Genomic DNA, 19,220 nt, shown 5'->3' on the forward strand with positions numbered 1-19,220 from the left:
AACGAGTATTCTACGGGCATCTTGTTTGTTAAATCATTGTGCTTGAGAGTGAACAACAATGTGGTTACTCGTCTTCACGACGCTGCTCTGGGCAGCGTCTTTTAGTTTAATGGGGGAATACCTCGCGGGGCAGGTGGATAGCTGGTTGTCTGTGCTTATCCGCGTGAGTTTAGCCTCTCTGGTATTCCTACCTTTCCTGCGTTGGCGTAACTTCAGCGCCAAAGTGATCTCTCTGTATATGCTGGTGGGGGCTTGCCAGCTGGGGATCATGTATTACTTTGTTTTCCAAGCCTATAAATACCTGAGCGTGGCAGAATTTTTGCTATTTACGGTATTAACTCCGCTATATGTCACGTTGATTTACGATCTCTTAGAGCGCCAGCGCCTACGTAAAGGCTACCTGTTTAGCTCGATATTAGCCGTGATTGGTGCTGCCATTATTCGTTATGATCACCTTAGCGAATCATTCTGGACTGGATTGATGTTTGTTCAGCTTGCCAACATCTTCTTTGCACTTGGGCAAGTGGGCTATAAGCGCTTAATGGAAGTGCACCCGATCCCCCAGCATCAAGCCTTTTCGTGGTTCTATCTCGGGGCGACGTTGATTGCCTTGATAGGATGGCTACTGTTTGGGAATAAGGCGATGGTGCCGACAAGCCAAGCTCAATGGATAGTTTTACTATGGTTGGGTGTGGTTGCGTCGGGAATAGGCTATTTTCTGTGGAACTATGGTGCCACAAAAGTGGATGCCGGAACCCTCGCGATAATGAATAACATGATGGTTCCAGCAGGCTTATTAGTGAATTTTGCCATTTGGCAGCAACATCCTAATTGGCTCAGTTTTACCATGGGGTCGAGCCTGATAATTGCGTCTCTGTGGGTGCATAAGCGCTGGATCCTCGCACCGGCTTCACGTAAGACAAATTCTCCACCGCGTGATCAGTAGCGGTATTGGTAAATGTTTCAATGGCTGGCTGGCGCTGTTCCCCTTCACGACATGCAGCGTACAGTCGGCTCCATAATCCACTTCCTAATGTTTTCGTTGTAATCAAACCTTGTTTTTCAAAGGAATCCACCGCCCAGTGTGGCAGTGCCGCAATCCCCATTTTAGCCGCCACCATCTGAATTAAAATCAGTGTATTGTCGACAGTTTTGATATTGGGTGAAACACCGGCTGGCTGTAAGAAATGACGCCAGATATCAAAACGTTGACGCTGAACTGGATAAATCAGCAATGTCTCTTTGGCAAGATCATGAGGCTCAATCAACGGTTTTTTAGCTAATGGATGGTCATTCGCTACTACCAGTTTTACTTCATAATCAAACATCGGCGTGTAGTGTAAATCTTGATCCGCAAGAATATCTGAGGTCATCACGATATCTAATTCCCGCGAAAGTAATTCGGGTTGCGGGTCAAAGGTCACGCCAGATTTAAAATCAACGGTCACTTGTGGCCATGCTTGCCTAAACTGTTGCAACGCAGGGGTCAGCCACTGAATACAGCTGTGGCACTCAATAGCGATACGTAGCGTACTGATAGTCGGTTCATTGCAGACACGAATCGCATCTTTCACCATTGGTAAAATACGTTGCGCTAATTGCAGCAGAACTTCCCCTTGTGGCGTGAAATGGACGGGCTGAGTTTTACGAACAAACAGTTTGTAGCCTAAGCGATGCTCTAAATCACTAAATTGGTGAGATAGCGCAGACTGAGTCTGGTGCAGGTGCGTCGCAGTGGCAGCTAATGATCCGTATTGGTTGAGCGCCTGCAACGTTTTTAAATGTTTTAATTCGATCATGAGAAACCTTCAAGTAGACGATGAATAATTTGCGCTTGTGCTTTATACAGTACCTGTTGATTATGGATGTGTAAACATCTAGACGGCTAAATATTTTAAGGGGTCAATATGTCTGTTATAAATCATACACTTGGTTTTCCACGGGTCGGTCTGAAAAGAGAGCTCAAACGTGCACAAGAAGATTATTGGGCAGGCAAAATTGACCAATCTGCACTTCTTGAAACGGGTTACCAATTACGTGTTCGTCACTGGGAACAACAAAAAAATGCAGGTGTAGACCTGCTACCCGTCGGTGATTTTGCGTGGTATGACCAAGTTTTAACCACCAGTTTATTACTCGGAAACGTTCCGCCGCGCCATCAAAATGAAGATGGCACTGTCGATTTAGATACCTTATTCCGTGTGGCTCGTGGTCGTGCGCCAACAGGCAAGCCAGCGGCGGCGGGAGAAATGACGAAATGGTTTAATACTAACTATCACTATATCGTGCCGGAATTCCAGCAAGGACAACAATTTAAACTATCGTGGAATCAACTGTTTGACGAAGTCGATGAGGCATTAAAACTTGGTCACAACGTTAAGCCAGTTGTCATTGGCCCGATTACCTACCTGTGGTTAGGAAAAGTGAAGGGACCTGCCTTTGACCGCTTATCTTTGCTGAAGGATCTGCTGCCTGCTTACCAAGAAATTCTTGCTCGACTGGCTGAAAAAGGTGTGGAATGGGTGCAAATTGACGAGCCAGCACTGGTACTCGATTTACCTATTGAATGGCAGAACGCTTACCAACAAGCGTATCAATCTCTAGCAGGTAAAACTAACTTACTATTAACCACCTATTTTGACGGTATTAGCCATCACTTGGATGTAATTAAACAACTGCCAGTGCAAGGGCTGCATGTGGATGTGGTTGCGGGCAAGGATGATATTGCAGCATTGCATCAAGCGCTTCCTAAGGACTGGGTGCTTTCACTAGGGTTAATTAATGGGCGCAACGTGTGGAAAGGGGATTTAGGCGAGAAATTCCAACGGGTGAAACCGCTGCTAGGAGAGCGCACTCTGTGGGTAGGTTCATCTTGCTCATTACTGCATAGCCCGATTGATTTAAATGATGAGACGCGTCTGGATGCCGAAGTGAAAAGCTGGTTTGCTTTTGCTCTGCAAAAATGTGAAGAACTGGCGCTATTGACGAAAACATTCAACCAACCAACGGCAGAAAATATTGCAGCGCTAGAAACCTATAGTGCGCCAATTCGTGCTCGCCGCACCTCTTCTCGAGTTAATAATGTGGAGGTCGCCCAGCGTTTAGCGGCAATTAACGCGAAAGACATCGAGCGTACGCGCCCTTATGTAGAGCGTGCTGAACTTCAGCGCCAGCGCTTTAATCTGCCGTTGTGGCCAACCACGACAATAGGCTCTTTCCCGCAGACCAGTGAAATTCGTTCTTTGCGCCTGGATTTCAAAAAAGGGAATGTAGACCAACTGAATTACCGCACCAGTATCAGTGAGCACATCAAACAAGCTATCAAAGAGCAGGAGCTATTGGATATTGACGTCCTCGTGCATGGTGAAGCTGAGCGAAATGACATGGTGGAATACTTCGGTGAACACTTTGATGGCTATGTCTTTACGCAAAATGGTTGGGTACAAAGTTACGGTTCTCGCTGCGTGAAGCCACCAGTGATTATTGGTGACATTAGCCGCCCAGAAGCCATTACCGTGGAGTGGGCCAAGTATGCGCAATCGTTGACAGATAAACCCGTTAAAGGAATGCTGACAGGCCCGGTGACCATCCTGTGTTGGTCATTCCCTCGGGAAGATGTCAGTCGTGAAACGATAGCCAAGCAAATTGCGCTGGCATTGCGTGATGAAGTGGATGACTTACAAAAAGCGGGTATTGGTATTATTCAGATTGATGAGCCTGCATTACGTGAAGGGCTGCCGCTGCGTCGCGATGAGTGGAATGACTATCTGACTTGGGCGGTGGATGCCTTTAAACTAAGTGCCGCTATCGCTGATGATGAAACGCAAATTCACACCCATATGTGTTATTGCGAATTCAATGACATTATGGATTCGATTGCTGCGCTGGATGCCGATGTGATCACCATTGAAACCTCACGCTCGGATATGGATCTGTTAGATGCATTCGAAGATTTTGATTACCCAAATGAAATTGGACCGGGGGTTTATGATATTCACTCGCCTAACGTCCCAAATGTGGAGTGGATTGTGGCGCTATTGCGTAAGGCTGCACAGCGAGTGCCGGTGGAGCGTTTATGGGTGAACCCTGACTGCGGTTTAAAAACCCGCGGATGGACGGAGACTCGCCAAGCATTGGCTAACATGGTGGAAGCGGCGAAAAAACTGCGAAATGAGTATCAAAGCTAGTAACGAGTTAGTTTAGTAAAAAGCCCACTTTTGAAGTGGGCTTTTATTTGTGCCAAAGACTGGGCTTAACCGAACAGTTTTTGTTTCAGTAAGTTCATGCCAATTGACGCTAAATCGATATTTTCTGGCAGCACACCATTCGGGCTCGCGCTATCCACGATAGTCGGTAAATATTTAGCGACCATATCTGTTGCTTGTTGTGGATCTAAACCAACGCGTTGAGCGAGTTCTTGGATCCCTGAATCACCGAAAACTTGCATTAGCTGGCTAGCATTAACTGGCAAATTTTCACCTTCAGCAATCCATGATGAAACGATCCCGCCTAAGCCTTCAGTGTTAAATTTATCGACGACACCGGAGAGCCCGCCTTGCTTTTCAACCCAATCAATAACAGATTGAAACTGTTGCATTTTATCACCTGCAACCATGCTTAACACTTGATCAAACAGACCCATTTTGACTCCTCGATAACGTAATTGATGCGTTCAATACCAAGTATGGAACATTTTACAAAAAATAATAGGCGGCTATTTTGGGGAATTTACTCAACAGGTCAATGAAAATCAGAGACAAAGAGGAAATTTAATAGGTATAAAAATCAATAGACTAAAAAACAACCAAATTACTCACAATTTTTATCACACTTTCTTGTGAAGGGCTGCATCAGTCTACTAAATATAAAAATACTTAAATATCATAATGATAATTATTTTTTGTTCAAAATTTATATTATCTTTAGTGTGATGGTAGTCATGTGTTTGTGAATTTGGTTGTGTGAAAATTCACAACATTCACCAGAATTCACAGTATTTACCAAAACTAACCGTATTAACCAGAATTTATCATTTGTTGGAACTGACAACATCAGGGGGCTAGATGAAAAATACCGTTAACCATGTTGGCGTTATTGGCCTAGGTTCGATGGGAATAGGGATCGCGCAATCACTAATAAGAAATAAGATCCCAACCTATGGGTTTGATTTAAATCCACAAGCCTGTGAGATGCTACTCGAATATGGGGCGCAAGCCACAGGGCAAGATGCCGCGCAGTATGCGCAACAGCTAGATGCGCTACTTATGGTCGTCGTCAATGGGCGACAAGTTGAGACGATTTTATTTGGTGGTGAGAAGCCGCTGGTAGAGCAGCTTCGTCCAAATACAGTCATTGTGTTGCACAGCACACTGGCTGCTGAGCAGACAAAACAGATAGCTCAGCGCCTTGCCGAATACCAGCTTCCATTAGTCGATGCGCCTATATCTGGTGGAGCGATTAAAGCGGCAGAAGGCAAACTGACCGTCATGGCATCAGGTTCCCCTGAGCTATTCGCTCAGCTTTCTACAGTGTTTGAGGCAATTTCAGAGCGTCTCTATCGTGTGGGGAATGAAATTGGCCTAGGCTCAACCGTGAAAACTATCCACCAGCTATTGGCGGGGGTACATATTGCGGTTGCGGCGGAAAGTATGGCGCTGGCGGCAAAAGCTGGCATCAATTTAGATGTGATGTATGACATCGTCACCCATGCAGCCGGCAACTCATGGATGTTTGAGAACCGTATGCAGCATGTGCTTGACGGAGACTATACCCCTAAATCGTCAGTCGATATTTTTGTGAAAGATCTCGGTTTGGTGATGCAAACCGGAAAAGCGCTGAATTTCCCACTGCCACTGGCAGCAACGGCGCATCAAATGTTTATCTCAGCCAGTAATGAAGGTTTTGGCTTACAGGATGATAGTGCCGTTATCAAAACCTTTAAGGGAATCACTTTACCGGAGAAAAAGGCATGACAGTGAAATTAGGCGTGATTGCTGATGATTTTACCGGCGCGACAGATATTGCAGGCTTTATGGTACAAAACGGCTGGAAAGTGGTGCAGCTACTGAATGAGCCGAATGAAAATACACCAATCCCTCAAGATGTGGATGCCATTGTGGTGAGCTTGAAAAGTCGTTCTTGTCCAGTGGATGAAGCCATAAGCGCCTCGGTGAATGCATGCCGCTGGCTGAAAGGATCAGCGCAGTGCCAGCAGATTTTCTTTAAATATTGCTCAACCTTTGATTCAACAGAGAAAGGCAACATTGGCCCAGTGACCGATGCATTGATGAAGCAGCTGGGTACGTCATTATCATTAGTGTGCCCTGCATTGCCCGTTAACGGTCGAACCGTGGTACATGGGCACCTGTTTGTTAACGGTCAATTGCTCAATGAAAGTGGAATGCAGCACCATCCGGTGACACCAATGACCGATGCCAACCTGATGCGCGTCATGGAGAAACAGTCAGCAGGTAAAGCTGGGCTGATTAATCTTGGGACAGTGCAAAAGGGCAGTGCCGCTATCACTGAACAGTTAGAGCAGCTACGCCAGCAGGGCGTCAGTTATGCGATTGTGGATAGCTTCACGATGGATGATTTACTGCCTATTGCTCAGGCGTCGCAATCACTGCCTTTACTAACGGGCGGGTCAGGATTGGGGGCAGCCCTTGCGAATATTGATAGCCAAGTGGCTTGGGGACAAGGGGAAAGCCGCGGCAGTAAGCCCACGGGGAAAGACAGAAAAACGGTCATTCTATCAGGAAGCTGCTCGCTAATGACCAACAAACAAGTACAAAACTATCAGCAAGTCGCGCCTAGCAAAGCGCTAGATGTGGGTGAATGCATCAATAATCCAGACTATGCAACCGTATTAGCACAATGGGTTAAAGAGCAGAAAATCACAGGGCTAGCGCCTCTGTTATATGCCACTCAACCGCCAGAATTATTGAAGCAAACGCAGGAAAAATACGGAGCCGCATTATCGAGTGCCGCGGTAGAGAATGTATTTGGACAGGTGGTGATGTTACTTCAGCCGCAAGGCTATAACACCTTTATTATCGCGGGCGGCGAAACATCAGGAAAAGTGGTGCAAAGCCTCGGAACTGAACAATTAAGTATTGGCTCACCTATCGCGCCGGGTGTGCCTTGGGTACAAGACTTAGCGAGCGGTAACTGGTTAGCACTGAAATCAGGCAATTTTGGTCAAGAGAATTTCTTCCAGTTAGCACAGGAGATGGCTAATGAGTAATGAAAAGGCGCTACGCCAAGAGTTAGTGGATTGGGCGAAGTCAATGTTTAATCGCGGTTACAGCAGCGGTGGTGCAGGCAATATCAGCGCACGCTTGCCGGATGGCTGCATTATTGTCACCCCGACTAACTCTAGCTTTGGCGATTTAGATCCTGAGCGCCTGAGCAAGCTCGATGCGCAAGGTCACTGGATTGACGGTGATAAGCCTACAAAAGAAGTATCCATGCATATGGCAATGTATTTGCAGCGCCCAGATTGCCAAGCGGTTGTTCATCTACATTCTCCTTGGCTAACGGCACTGTCCTGTTTGCCGAATTTAGATACCGCAAACTGCTTACCGCCGATCACGCCTTATTACGTGATGCGTGTGGGCAAATTACCGTTGATTGAATATTTACCACCGGGTGATGACCGTATTGGTGAAGAAATCGCAAAATTAGCGCCTAATCATAATGCGATTTTACTCTCTAATCACGGCCCCGTTGTTGGCGGAAAAACCTTAAGACAGGCGTTTTTCAATGCGGAAGAATTAGAAGATACCGCGCGCCTATACATTACATTGCGCCCACACGGCTTCACAACGTTAACGCAAGAGCAGGTTCGTGAGCTCGAAAGCCGTTATCCACAGAAATGAGGCGATAGACATGGCTAAATTTGCAGCAAATCTCAGTATGATGTTTAACGAAGTTCCGTTTATTCAACGCTTTGAACGTGCCGCTCAAGCTGGTTTTAAGGGCGTTGAGTATCTTTTCCCTTATGAAGAAGATGCGGATGTTATTGCGGGTGAATTGAAAAAACATCAGCTTACTCAAGCACTATTTAATATGCCTGCGGGAAATTGGGGCGCTGGCGAGCGTGGCATGGCATCTATTCCCGGCCGTGAAGCCGAGTTCGCTCAAGGGGTACAAACTGCCCTGAAGTACGCTTTAGCATTAGGTTGTAAGCAAGTGCATGCCATGGCAGGAAAAGTGGATGAAAAATTCACACCTGAAGAACAAAAAGCGTGTTTTATTAAGAATATACAGCAGGCTGCGGATGTGATGGCTGAGCACGGAATTCGTGTGCTTATCGAGCCGATTAATACCCGTGATATGCCGGGGTATTTCTTAACGACCCAAAAGCAGGCTGAAGCGCTGTTACCTGAAATCAATCGAGAAAACGTGTTTATTCAATTGGATTTGTATCACTGCCAGATTATGGAAGGTGACTTATTGAAAACAATTGAGCGTCTTTGGGGTAAATTTAGTCATATTCAGATAGCATCAGTACCTTTTCGCCATGAACCTGATAGCGGTGAAGTCAATTATCCATGGATTTTTAATCAACTCGATGAAATGGGATATGAAGGCTGGCTGGGATGTGAATACCACCCAGCAGGACGCACCGAAGACGGTTTAGGCTGGCTAAAGCAAGCTAATTCCTAGGAGAACCGAATGATCCCTTCCGAACGTCGTGATTTTATTTATCGCTATGTCTATGAGCACCAAACTGTGTCTATCAATGACTTAGTTGGCTTAATGAATGTCTCTCATATGACGGTTCGACGTGATATTCGCATGTTGGAAGAGGAAGGGAAGGTTGTCGGAATTAGCGGCGGTGTTCGATTAAATGATGCGTTACGCCAAGAGCTACCGTGGAGCGAAAAGGCAAGGCTTCATCATCAAACGAAACGCGAAATCGGTCAATTTGCCAGTTCATTGGTTGAAGATGGTCAGGTGGTTTACCTCGATGCAGGCACCACCACTTTTGAAATTGCCCGTGTATTAGGTGAGCGTTTTAATCTCACTATCGTGACCAATGATTTTTCCATCATGCAGTACTTGATGAATAAATCGCAACTGAACTTGTATCACACCGGCGGGCAGGTTGATAAACGCAATCACTCCTGTGTTGGCAATACGGCGGCCGCTATGTTGCAAACACTGAATGTGGATATCGCGTTTATTAGTACCAGCTCATGGGATCTGCAACATGGGGTTTCCACACCGCATGAGGAAAAAGTCCAAATAAAACAAACTTTATTGGATGTCGCTCGTCGGTGTGTACTGGTTTCAGATAGCAGTAAATTCGGTAAATACGGCATGTTCCGTGTCTGCCCATTAGATCAATTGCACGACATCATTTGTGACCAACATTTACCGTCTGATGTGGTGCAACGGATACTCGAAAAAAACATAAAACTTCATTTAATAAATACATAAAAAACATCTTACCTACTGATGCATAGCCCGGCAGGGTTATAGCAAGGAGAATGACAATGAAAGTTATTATTACTGGTGGCGCAGGTTTTCTGGGCCAGCAGCTAGCCGCTGCTTTGCTTAAAAACAACCAAGGATTAAAATTTAACCAGCTCGTTTTAGCGGATATTCAATGCCCTACATCGCCTATTGAAGATCCTCGCGTGAGTTGCGTTGCATTAGACTTAACCCAGCCAGAAGCCGCAGATAAACTGATTGACGCGCAAACTGACGTGGTATTCCACCTTGCTGCGATTGTCAGTAGCCATGCTGAAAGTGATTTTAACTTAGGCATGAAAGTGAATTTTGATGCGACTCGCCAATTGCTTGAAGTCGCTCGCGCTAAAAACCCTGCCATCAAGTTTTTATTCACCAGCTCCCTTGCGGTATTCGGCGGTGAATTACCGGATGTGATCACTGACCTGTGTGTTGTTAACCCGCAATCTTCTTATGGTGCTCAAAAAGCCATGTGTGAATTGATGGTGAACGACTATTCCCGTAAAGGCTATGTGGATGGACGCGTGATGCGCTTACCTACTATCAGTATTCGTCCAGGAGTCCCGAATAAAGCAGCATCTTCTTTTGCTAGCGGTATTATTCGCGAGCCTCTAAATGGGATTGAGAGTGTTTGCCCTGTGTCTCCAGAGTTGGCGCTATGGTTATCTAGCCCAGAAACGGTAATCAACAACTTCATCCATGCGGTTTCAATTCCAGCTGAAAAATTTGGTCTTTCACGTACCGTGAACCTGCCAGGGATCACCGTAACAGTGCAAGAGATGATTGATGCTCTGCGTGATGTCGCAGGTCAACAAGCGGTTGATTTAATTCGCTTTGAACCGGATGAAGCCATCAACCGCATTGTGGCAAGCTGGCCGGGTAAATTCGATATTCGCCGTGCACTGGGTTTAGGCTTTAAAGCTGATGGGTCATTTAGCGATGCGATCCGTTCCTTCATAAAGCACCACGGCTGCGCAAAATAGGAGATTAAACAATGTCCTATATTCCTATTATTGGCCTCGCGGTGGCCATATTTGTCCTTATCTTTTTAGTATTACGAACGCGGGTTCACGCCTTGTTAGCGATGTTGATTGCGGCTGCAATCGCAGGGTTATCAGGTGGATTAACCGCAGCGGAAACCGTCACGGTTATTACAAAGGGCTTTGGTTCGACCCTCGGTAGCATTGGTATTGTTATCGGTCTCGGGGTAATGATGGGAAGGGTGCTGGAAGTGTCCGGTGCTGCTGAGCAGATAGCCTATAGCTTTATCAAATGGTTAGGTAAAAAACGCGAAGAGTGGGCGCTGGCAATTACCGGTTATATTGTCAGTATTCCTATCTTTGTAGACTCTGCATTCGTTATTTTGTATCCGCTGGCAAAAGCGTTAGCGAAGAATGGAAAACGCAGTATTTTAACCCTTGGTGTCGCATTGGCGGGGGGATTAGTTGTTACCCACCATACTGTACCGCCAACTCCGGGCCCTCTCGGTGTTGCAGGGATCTTCGGGGTCGATGTTGGTGCCATGATTTTAGCGGGTATGACGCTGGCGGTGCCGTGTGTCATCGGGATTGTGTTCTACGCCAAATGGTTGGGAACTAAATACCCTGAATTTATGCCAGATGAGACGGGCAGCGAAGATTTAAAAGAAGTGCATGCGCGTTACATGGAAGAAAAAGCCAATAAACCATTACCAAGCTTATTCTTATCATTGTTACCAATCATCACACCAATTCTGTTGATTTTTATTAATGCTATCAACGGATTATTACTGAAAACAGCCGCATTCCAAGGCATGGATGATAATTGGTATTTCCAATCATTCCAATTCTTGGGAGCACCGATTATCGCCTTATCCATTAGCGTCCTGATTTCGGTCTATACGTTAATGCCAAAAGCGTCGAAAGAAGAAGTTATCGACCGTATGGAAGAAGGCTTACAGGCGGCGGGTATCATCCTGCTTGTAACCGGTGCTGGTGGAGCATTAGGTGCGGTATTGCGTGACAGCGGAACGGGAACAATTCTTGCGGAGCATGTCGCGAATTTACCGATTACACCTGTATTAATTCCGTTTATTATCGCGACATTAGTGCGTTTAATTCAGGGGTCTGGAACGGTAGCAATGATCACCGCAGCTTCGATTTCTGCGCCAATCATTAGCCAAATTCCAGATATCAACTTATTAGTTGCGGCCCAAGCGGCAACGATGGGATCTCTGTTCTTCGGTTACTTTAACGACAGCCTTTACTGGGTGGTGAACAGAATGATGGGGATCAAAGACGTTAAACAGCAAATGATTGTTTGGTCTATTCCAACAACAATAGCTTGGGCTATCGGGTTGGTTGGGGTCTTGATCCTTGATGCGGTGTTGTAACGTGATGTAGTACTGTAAATCTAGTATATTGATATTATAGTATTTTTTCTTCTGCCTAATAAAAGCGCCCATTTGGGCGCTTTTTTTCGATAATCACAAACATTCATCTATACTGGGTGTATCTCATTATTCACATTCATCTTAAGAAGACTTATTTGTGATCATGATCTCGTTTTAATGAAATTCAAGTGAACCTGTTTCCATTAAAGTAGATATTGGTCACTAAATTAATCAAAGCTAAGCGCTATATTGACAATAATGTACTAATTCAATGATGCCATTGTGTAAAGGAGTTTGATATGTCTGACGTTTTCCACTTAGGTTTAAAAAAGAGTGACTTACAGGGTGCAACCGTTGCTATTGTTCCTGGGGATCCTAACCGTGTTGAAAAAATTGCACGTCTGATGGACAACCCTGTACATCTGGCTTCATTACGCGAATTCACCTCATGGCGTGGCGAGCTCGATGGCAAAGCTGTGATTGTCTGCTCAACTGGTATTGGTGGTCCATCAACCTCTATTGCAGTTGAAGAGCTGGCTCAGTTAGGTATCCGTACTTTCTTACGTATTGGTACAACGGGTGCAATCCAAGAAAACATTAATGTGGGTGATGTACTTGTCACTACAGGTGCGGTTCGTTTAGATGGCGCAAGCCAGCACTTTGCACCACTGGAATTCCCAGCAGTCGCTGACTTCACTTGTACTAATGCGCTGTATGCTGCGGCGACAGAAGCGGGCGCAACCGTACACGTCGGCATTACCGCATCTTCCGATACCTTCTATCCAGGTCAAGAGCGTTACGATACCTACACCGGTCGCGTAATGCGCCACTTCAGAGGTTCAATGAAAGAGTGGCAAGACATGGGCGTGATGAACTATGAAATGGAATCTGCAACGCTGTTAACCATGTGTGCAAGCCAAGGTCTGCGTGCGGGTATGGTGGCAGGGGTTATCGTAAACCGTACTCAGCAAGAAATTCCAAATGAAGCGCTACTGAAAAAAACAGAAGGCAATGTTCTGAGCATCGTTGTAGAAGCTGCTCGTCGCTTGCTGTAACCCTATTTAGCTGACCCGTTTACTGACTTCACTCGGTTGTGGATTTTTGGTAAACGGGTTCAGTTATCATCGTTTTACCCATGCCTCTTAAATATTCTTGTATTTCTAATTGATCAGCGCAAAATTTATTTTCTCACGTTTTTCTTATTCCCTTCATCGATGAATCTGTTATTGTCATTTAAAACAATTAATAGAAGCCTCTTAAGTTACTCAAATTACAAGTAATTGATGATTTCGTTTATTTTTAGTTTGAGCAATGACAGAGCTAAAAGGGAAAACGTATGTCAACCAAACCTTACCTTCACCCCTCTGTACTGCCTTTAACGGGTGGAATTAACTTTCGTGATTTAGGGGGAAAAAAGCTTTCCAATGGCGGAAAAATAAAGCCCGGTGTTTTATTTCGTTCTGGGGCGCTTGACCGCTTAACCCAAGATGATGAAAAAGTCTTACAGTCACAAAACCTTTTCCAAATCATCGACTATCGTGATGAAGCTGAAATTTTGGATAAACCGGATGTGGTGTGGAGTGGCGCTCATTATGTACATGCCCCTGCGAACCCGCTGGCAAAAGAGGTGAGCGCGAATCTTGATAAACTCACCCCAGAAGTGCTGGAACAGTTTGATCCTCAAGCCTTTATGTTCCGCCTCTATGAGTTGCTTCCATTGAATAATACCGCTTATCACCAATTAGTGAGCATGTTGAAGCAGCCAGAAAAAGGTGGGCTTGTGCAACACTGTGCCGTTGGTAAGGACCGCACCGGGGTTGGCTCGGCGCTTGTGTTGTTTGCGCTGGGTGCAGATGTGAATACCGTGATGGAAGATTACCTTTTAACGAACGAGACGTTAGCACCATTTCGTAACCATTTACTCGATGAATTCTCCAAGACCATGAGTGAACATGTGGTGAAAAAATTCGAATATGTATTTTCTGTTCGTGAAGAATTTTTGCAGACTGCATTGAAAAGCATAGAAAATAATTATGGCGGTGTGGATAGTTGGCTAGAAAAAGACTTTGGTTTAGATAACGCTCAGCGCAGCGTATTACAAAGTTACTTCCTCGAATAAACCTCTGTGGAATTGAAGTTGCAATGCGTCAGTTTTGTTGCAACTTTATTTACTTCCAAGAACTATAATATAGTTACTTAGTCGACTTATAGTTAATAAATCAATCTTAAACTGTAGGAATTCGCCCTTGAGCATTAATGAAATTGTCACGGTCATTACAGAATTCACTCGCGCTCATGAGGTGTGGGCGATCCCTATTGTTTTCATTCTTGCGTTTGGTGAGTCCCTCGCGTTTTTATCATTATTACTCCCTGCGACCGTTATTTTGCTTGGGCTTGGAGCATTGATTGGTGAAAGCGAGATTGCCTTTTTCCCGATTTGGTTAGCCGCCGCATTAGGTGCATTTTTTGGGGATTGGGTCTCTTATTGGTTTGGTTTTCACTATAAAGAAAAAGTTCGCGAAATGTGGCCAATTTCCCGCAATCCTGAAATGATCGACAAAGGACATCGTTTCTTTGAAAAATGGGGTGTTTGGGGAATTTTCTTCGGTCGATTTTTTGGGCCATTACGTGCGGTAGTTCCGCTTGTTGCAGGGATTTGTGAAATGCGACAACGACATTTCCAAGTCGCCAATCTAGCCTCTGCGATGATTTGGGCGTTTGGTATTTTAGCTCCCGGCGCGCTTGGTTTACGTTGGTTTGCGAGCTGGATGGGATAAGCTGCGAAGCCGCTCGCAAAAAGTAGCCGTTGGGAGATTTACCTCTGGACACTTATACAGTATCCCATTACCTTACTCTAGATTTTAAAAAGTAAGGATTGAGTCGTGGATACCTCTCTTTTATATGCAATTATTGGTGCTTTAAGTGGCGTTTTGGTCGGCGGTTTAGCGGTCTGGTTTTCTATTGTCCAAAAAATAGCGGGAAAAGAGCGAGAGCTACAAGAGGTATATCGCCAACTGGCGGCGAGCGATGAAAAAAATGTGCATTTAGCACAGTGGAAAGATGAATGTGACAGGCTCGATCAGGAGCTACGCACACAGCGGGATATTAACCGCGAACAAGAAGCTGAGTTGCGGGAAGTGATGACCCGTTTCGAACAGACGCAACTCGCCAATGAAGAAAAACAACGGATTTTACAAAATAGCGAGCAGCGCCTTACCGCGCAGTTTGAAAATTTAGCCAATCGTATTTTTGAGCAGAACGAACGTCGAGCATCCGAACAACATCAGAAAAATTTAATGGCGATGCTGTCACCGTTTCGTGAGCAACTCGAAGGATTTCGTCAACAAGTACAGCAAAGTTATGGTGAAGAAGCCAAAGAGCGCCATACACTCACTTATGAAATTCGCCAATTACAGCAGTTAAATAACCAAATGACCAAAGAAGCGGTCAACTTAACCCGAGCCCTAAAAGGAGATAACAAAATCCAAGGGAATTGGGGGGAAACTATCTTAACGCGGATTTTAGAAGTTTCAGGGCTGCGAAAAGGCAGTGAATTTGAAACTCAGGTGAGCATCAATACTGGTTTCAATAGCCGATACCAACCTGATGTGATTATCCATCTTCCTGAAGGCAAAGATGTGGTGGTCGATGCGAAAATGTCGCTGGTGGCTTACGAGCACTATTTTAATAGTGATGATCCAGAACAGCAGCAGCAAGGCATCAAGGAACATGTAGCTTCCATTCGTAACCATATGAAAATGCTCAGTCGCAAAGACTACCATCAATTACCGGGAGTTCGCTCTTTAGATTATGTGCTCATGTTTATTCCGATTGAGCCTGCGTATTTATTAGCATTAAAAGAAGCACCTGAACTACTTGATGAAGGATTAAAACTGAATATCATGTTGGTTTGTCCATCGACCTTGCTGGTGGCAGTACGTACCATTAATAATTTGTGGCGCTATGAACGGCAAGAGCAAAATGCTCAAGAAATCGCAGATAGAGCCGCTAAAATGTACGATAAACTGCGTTTATTTATCGATGATATGCAGGTATTGGGCTCGAGTTTAGAGAAAGCAAATCACACTTATTCTTCAGCCATGAAGCGCCTCGCTGAAGGCCGAGGTAATTTGCTTGCTCAAGCGGAAAGTTTTAAAGAGTTAGGTGTGGAAGTTAAGCAATCTATAGACCCTCAGCTAGCTGAGCGGGCTGGCAAGTCTAATTGTGCGGAATCTTAGAGTTATAATAGGGTTTTCACTCAAAGGCTGGTACACTTCACTAAAAAGTTTGAACGATTAACAGGCATAATAGAAATGACCGAACCAACAAAAGAAACCATCGATTTTGGTTTCCGTACTGTAGAGAAAGAAGAAAAAGCTGGCCTAGTAGCAAATGTTTTTCACTCTGTAGCCTCTAAATATGACCTGATGAATGACTTAATGTCTTTTGGTATTCATCGTATCTGGAAACGTTTCACAATCGAAGCGAGTGGTGTGCGTCGTAATCAACGTGTACTTGATCTTGCTGGTGGAACCGGTGACCTCACTGCAAAATTCTCTCGCCTTGTAGGTGAAAAAGGTGAAGTGGTTCTCGCAGATATTAACGATTCAATGTTAAAAATGGGTCGCGAGAAACTGCGCGATTTAGGCATTGTTGGTAATGTTAATTACGTACAAGCTAACGCAGAAGAGTTGCCATTCCCTGATAACTATTTTGACTGTATTACCATCTCTTTTGGTTTACGTAACGTCACTGATAAAGATAAAGCATTACGCTCCATGTTCCGCGTATTGAAGCCAGGTGGACGCCTGTTAGTGCTTGAGTTCTCTAAACCAATTCTTGAACCACTGAACAAAGCTTACGATGCTTACTCATTCCATATTTTACCGCGTATCGGTCAAGTGATTGTGAATGATCCTGAAAGCTATCGTTACCTCGCTGAATCTATCCGTATGCACCCAAATCAAGAAACCTTGAAAGGGATGATGGAAAACGCAGGTTTCGAGCAAGTCTCTTATGACAATATGACCGGTGGTATTGTTGCATTACATAAAGGGTTTAAATTCTAAGATGGAAGCACCATCAGCGCATATTGAAAATCCTAATACTGTTTTATATTCCTTAATGACGGCATTAATGGAAACTTCCTTAAACCACATGTTGTTCAAGGAAAAAGTTCTACAACCTGCAAGAATGCGTTTAGCAGGTAAAGTGATGGGGATTGAGCTTAAAGAGCTGAATAAAACTCTGACACTTGTTTTTGCTGAAAATCATGTTGATGTATTAAGTGAATGGCAGGAACCTGCAGATTGCATTATCAAAACGTCACTGTTTACGTTGATTAAGTTGAAAGATAAGCAGCAGCTTTCACAACTCATCAATAATGGCGATATAGTGATTGAAGGCGATATGCAAATTGTTCAACATTGGTCTTCATTACTGGATTTAGCTATCTGGAACCCGGCTCATTATTTATCGCCCTACATTGGTGATATTGCGGCAGAAGGTATCAGTAAAGTGCTGGGTAAAGGGGCTTGCCTCGCTTCTCGATTAGTCAGTCGCCAAAAAACATACGTTAAAGACATTATTCTGGAAGAGTGGAAAATGACGCCAAGCCAGCTGGAATTAGTGCACTTTAGCGATGAAGTTGAGCAGGTTTCAAATTCAATGAGTCAGTTAGAACAACGACTCAATCAGTTGGAGGAGAAGAATGACTCCCGGTGAAATAAAACGCCTTTACTTCATTATTCGGGTATTTCTCTCTTATGGACTAGATGAGCTGATCCCTAAAATTAAGCTGACATTGCCTTTAAGAATCGGGCGGTTAGGTTTTTTCTGGATCAAAAACACACACAAAGATAAAGATCTTGGTGAGCGACTACGCTTAGCATTGCAAGAATTAGGACCTGTTTGGATCAAATTCGGTCAAATGCTTTCGACTCGTCGAGATTTATTCCCTCCTACAATTGCTGACCAACTGTCATTGTTACAAGACAAAGTGGCGAGTTTCGATGGTAAATTAGCTCGTCATTATATTGAAGAGTCGCTCGGTGGCCCATTAGAGCAGTGGTTTGATAACTTTGATGAGCAAGCTCTTGCCTCAGCGTCGATTGCCCAAGTTCATACTGCAACATTGAAAGAAAATGGCAAAAATGTTGTTTTAAAAGTTATTCGTCCTGATATTTTGCCTGTCATCAAAGCTGATATTAAGCTGATGTACCGTATTGCCAATTGGGTTCCTCTTCTTCCTGATGGGCGGCGCTTACGTCCTAAAGAAGTCGTGCGTGAGTACGAAAAAACCTTAATTGATGAGCTAAATCTTCTTCGCGAATCTGCCAACGCTATCCAGTTACGACGCAACTTTGAAAACAGTTCTATGCTGTATATTCCTGAAGTTTATCCTGATTATTGCCGTGAAAACGTGATGGTCATGGAGCGTATCTACGGCATTCCTGTTTCTGATATTGCGGCATTAGAGGCGCAAGGCACGAACATGAAGTTGCTGGCAGAGCGGGGTGTAAAAGTCTTCTTTACTCAGGTATTTCGTGATAGTTTCTTCCACGCGGATATGCATCCGGGCAACATTTTTGTTAGCTACGACCATCCAGAAGATCCTCTCTATATTGGTATCGACTGTGGGATCGTGGGCTCGCTTAACAAAGAAGATAAGCGCTATTTAGCTGAAAACTTTATTGCCTTCTTTAATCGTGACTATCGTAAAGTTGCTGAATTGCATGTGGATTCTGGCTGGGTTCCACCAGATACCAATGTTGAAGATTTTGAGTTTGCTATTCGCACCGTTTGTGAACCTATCTTTGAAAAGCCACTAGCTGAGATTTCATTTGGGCATGTATTATTAAATCTGTTCAATACCGCTCGCCGCTTTAATATGGAAGTTCAGCCGCAATTGGTGTTATTGCAAAAAACCTTATTGTACGTTGAAGGCCTAGGCCGTCAGTTATATCCTCAGTTGGATTTATGGAAAACAGCAAAACCATTCTTAGAGGATTGGATCCATAGCCAAGTGGGTATTCCTGCTATCACGAAAGCGTTAAAAGAAAAAGCGCCGTATTGGGCGGAGAAAATGCCAGAAATTCCTGATTTAATTTATGGGGCATTAAAGCAGCACCGTTTCTTGCAGTCCAATATTGAACAGCTTACACAAGAATTAAAGCACCAACGCACTAAACAACGTAAATCACAGTACCTATTAGGAATTGGGGCAACCTTTATTCTATGTGGTAGCTTATTCTTTATTTCTGACTTAACCCGAATTGCAGCAGCATTTATGGCTGTAGGTGCATTGTCGTGGCTTGTAGGTTGGTGTAAAGGAGAGGATAATTAAGTAGACTTTGTTTTGCGACAAGTT

The 19,220-nt window shown here is 44.5% G+C and carries 18 protein-coding genes; 16 read left to right on the plus strand and 2 right to left on the minus strand.

Annotated elements, in window-relative coordinates; translation table 11 throughout:
* Positions 1 to 58: 58 nt before the first annotated feature.
* Positions 59 to 946: a carboxylate/amino acid/amine transporter gene (locus tag LDO73_RS02695; RefSeq protein ID WP_224060084.1), complete on the plus strand. Its 888-nt coding sequence runs from the start codon at positions 59 to 61 to the stop codon at positions 944 to 946.
* Here LDO73_RS02695 and metR read toward each other — a convergent pair.
* Entirely contained in the window at positions 843 to 1,799 is a 957-nt protein-coding gene (gene metR, locus LDO73_RS02700) for an HTH-type transcriptional regulator MetR (RefSeq protein WP_224060085.1), read from the minus strand. The two genes, LDO73_RS02695 and metR, sit on opposite strands and share 104 nt — an antisense overlap.
* Before the next feature lie 108 nt (positions 1,800 to 1,907).
* Between metR and metE the strand changes: the two genes are divergently transcribed.
* Positions 1,908 to 4,187: a 5-methyltetrahydropteroyltriglutamate--homocysteine S-methyltransferase gene (gene metE / locus LDO73_RS02705; protein WP_224060086.1), complete on the plus strand. Its 2,280-nt coding sequence runs from the start codon at positions 1,908 to 1,910 to the stop codon at positions 4,185 to 4,187.
* Positions 4,188 to 4,252: 65 nt separating this feature from the next.
* On the opposite strand, the gene LDO73_RS02710 is transcribed toward metE, so the two are convergent.
* A complete protein-coding gene (locus LDO73_RS02710; RefSeq protein WP_154602097.1) occupies positions 4,253 to 4,642 on the minus strand; it encodes a YidB family protein in 390 nt (129 codons plus the stop codon).
* A 421-nt stretch (positions 4,643 to 5,063) separates the two neighbouring features.
* On the opposite strand from LDO73_RS02710, the gene ltnD reads away from it, so the two are divergent.
* The 14 genes from ltnD (at position 5,064) to ubiB (ending at position 19,196) form a co-directional block, all read left to right on the plus strand.
* Complete coding sequence (ltnD, locus tag LDO73_RS02715) at positions 5,064 to 5,972, plus strand: L-threonate dehydrogenase (protein ID WP_224060087.1); 909 nt, start codon at positions 5,064 to 5,066, stop codon at positions 5,970 to 5,972.
* A complete protein-coding gene (gene otnK / locus LDO73_RS02720; protein WP_224060088.1) occupies positions 5,969 to 7,246 on the plus strand; it encodes a 3-oxo-tetronate kinase in 1,278 nt (425 codons plus the stop codon). The genes ltnD and otnK overlap by 4 nt, the downstream gene beginning before the upstream one ends.
* Positions 7,239 to 7,880: an aldolase gene (locus LDO73_RS02725; RefSeq protein WP_224060089.1), complete on the plus strand. Its 642-nt coding sequence runs from the start codon at positions 7,239 to 7,241 to the stop codon at positions 7,878 to 7,880. The genes otnK and LDO73_RS02725 overlap by 8 nt, the downstream gene beginning before the upstream one ends.
* A gap of 10 nt (positions 7,881 to 7,890) precedes the next feature.
* A complete protein-coding gene (gene otnI / locus LDO73_RS02730; RefSeq protein ID WP_224060090.1) occupies positions 7,891 to 8,670 on the plus strand; it encodes a 2-oxo-tetronate isomerase in 780 nt (259 codons plus the stop codon).
* A 9-nt stretch (positions 8,671 to 8,679) separates the two neighbouring features.
* Positions 8,680 to 9,447, plus strand: coding sequence for a DeoR/GlpR family DNA-binding transcription regulator (locus LDO73_RS02735; RefSeq protein ID WP_036954967.1), 768 nt, complete (start codon positions 8,680 to 8,682; stop codon positions 9,445 to 9,447).
* Positions 9,448 to 9,503: 56 nt separating this feature from the next.
* Complete coding sequence (denD, locus tag LDO73_RS02740; protein WP_224060091.1) at positions 9,504 to 10,463, plus strand: D-erythronate dehydrogenase; 960 nt, start codon at positions 9,504 to 9,506, stop codon at positions 10,461 to 10,463.
* 11 nt (positions 10,464 to 10,474) lie between these two features.
* Positions 10,475 to 11,851: a GntP family permease gene (locus LDO73_RS02745; RefSeq protein WP_224060092.1), complete on the plus strand. Its 1,377-nt coding sequence runs from the start codon at positions 10,475 to 10,477 to the stop codon at positions 11,849 to 11,851.
* A gap of 299 nt (positions 11,852 to 12,150) precedes the next feature.
* Positions 12,151 to 12,906 (plus strand): uridine phosphorylase, encoded by a 756-nt coding sequence (udp, locus tag LDO73_RS02750; RefSeq protein WP_006658334.1) that lies wholly within the window; start codon positions 12,151 to 12,153, stop codon positions 12,904 to 12,906.
* Positions 12,907 to 13,187: 281 nt separating this feature from the next.
* On the plus strand, positions 13,188 to 13,970 hold the full coding sequence (locus LDO73_RS02755) for a tyrosine-protein phosphatase (protein WP_224060093.1): 783 nt from the start codon (positions 13,188 to 13,190) through the stop codon (positions 13,968 to 13,970).
* Positions 13,971 to 14,097: 127 nt separating this feature from the next.
* Complete coding sequence (locus LDO73_RS02760) at positions 14,098 to 14,628, plus strand: DedA family protein (RefSeq protein ID WP_036954954.1); 531 nt, start codon at positions 14,098 to 14,100, stop codon at positions 14,626 to 14,628.
* Positions 14,629 to 14,733: 105 nt separating this feature from the next.
* A complete protein-coding gene (gene rmuC / locus LDO73_RS02765) occupies positions 14,734 to 16,089 on the plus strand; it encodes a DNA recombination protein RmuC (protein WP_224060094.1) in 1,356 nt (451 codons plus the stop codon).
* 75 nt (positions 16,090 to 16,164) lie between these two features.
* Entirely contained in the window at positions 16,165 to 16,920 is a 756-nt protein-coding gene (ubiE, locus tag LDO73_RS02770) for a bifunctional demethylmenaquinone methyltransferase/2-methoxy-6-polyprenyl-1,4-benzoquinol methylase UbiE (protein ID WP_036954951.1), read from the plus strand.
* Position 16,921: 1 nt separating this feature from the next.
* A complete protein-coding gene (locus LDO73_RS02775; protein WP_224060095.1) occupies positions 16,922 to 17,575 on the plus strand; it encodes a ubiquinone biosynthesis accessory factor UbiJ in 654 nt (217 codons plus the stop codon).
* On the plus strand, positions 17,562 to 19,196 hold the full coding sequence (gene ubiB, locus LDO73_RS02780; protein WP_224060096.1) for a ubiquinone biosynthesis regulatory protein kinase UbiB: 1,635 nt from the start codon (positions 17,562 to 17,564) through the stop codon (positions 19,194 to 19,196). The genes LDO73_RS02775 and ubiB overlap by 14 nt, the downstream gene beginning before the upstream one ends.
* Positions 19,197 to 19,220 lie beyond the last annotated feature (24 nt).

The sequence above is a fragment of the Providencia alcalifaciens genome (assembly GCF_915403165.1).
GTDB lineage: Bacteria > Pseudomonadota > Gammaproteobacteria > Enterobacterales > Enterobacteriaceae > Providencia > Providencia alcalifaciens_C.

Bases quoted from the DNA above. Each gene is read 5' to 3' on its own strand.
- LDO73_RS02695 (WP_224060084.1), top strand. From the start codon at position 59: ATGTGGTTACTCGTCTTCACGACGCTGCTCTGGGCAGCGTCTTTTAGT.
- metR (WP_224060085.1), bottom strand. From the start codon at position 1,799: ATGATCGAATTAAAACATTTAAAAACGTTGCAGGCGCTCAACCAATAC.
- metE (WP_224060086.1), top strand. From the start codon at position 1,908: ATGTCTGTTATAAATCATACACTTGGTTTTCCACGGGTCGGTCTGAAA.
- LDO73_RS02710 (WP_154602097.1), bottom strand. From the start codon at position 4,642: ATGGGTCTGTTTGATCAAGTGTTAAGCATGGTTGCAGGTGATAAAATG.
- ltnD (WP_224060087.1), top strand. From the start codon at position 5,064: ATGAAAAATACCGTTAACCATGTTGGCGTTATTGGCCTAGGTTCGATG.
- otnK (WP_224060088.1), top strand. From the start codon at position 5,969: ATGACAGTGAAATTAGGCGTGATTGCTGATGATTTTACCGGCGCGACA.
- LDO73_RS02725 (WP_224060089.1), top strand. From the start codon at position 7,239: ATGAGTAATGAAAAGGCGCTACGCCAAGAGTTAGTGGATTGGGCGAAG.
- otnI (WP_224060090.1), top strand. From the start codon at position 7,891: ATGGCTAAATTTGCAGCAAATCTCAGTATGATGTTTAACGAAGTTCCG.
- LDO73_RS02735 (WP_036954967.1), top strand. From the start codon at position 8,680: ATGATCCCTTCCGAACGTCGTGATTTTATTTATCGCTATGTCTATGAG.
- denD (WP_224060091.1), top strand. From the start codon at position 9,504: ATGAAAGTTATTATTACTGGTGGCGCAGGTTTTCTGGGCCAGCAGCTA.
- LDO73_RS02745 (WP_224060092.1), top strand. From the start codon at position 10,475: ATGTCCTATATTCCTATTATTGGCCTCGCGGTGGCCATATTTGTCCTT.
- udp (WP_006658334.1), top strand. From the start codon at position 12,151: ATGTCTGACGTTTTCCACTTAGGTTTAAAAAAGAGTGACTTACAGGGT.
- LDO73_RS02755 (WP_224060093.1), top strand. From the start codon at position 13,188: ATGTCAACCAAACCTTACCTTCACCCCTCTGTACTGCCTTTAACGGGT.
- ubiE (WP_036954951.1), top strand. From the start codon at position 16,165: ATGACCGAACCAACAAAAGAAACCATCGATTTTGGTTTCCGTACTGTA.
- LDO73_RS02775 (WP_224060095.1), top strand. From the start codon at position 16,922: ATGGAAGCACCATCAGCGCATATTGAAAATCCTAATACTGTTTTATAT.
- ubiB (WP_224060096.1), top strand. From the start codon at position 17,562: ATGACTCCCGGTGAAATAAAACGCCTTTACTTCATTATTCGGGTATTT.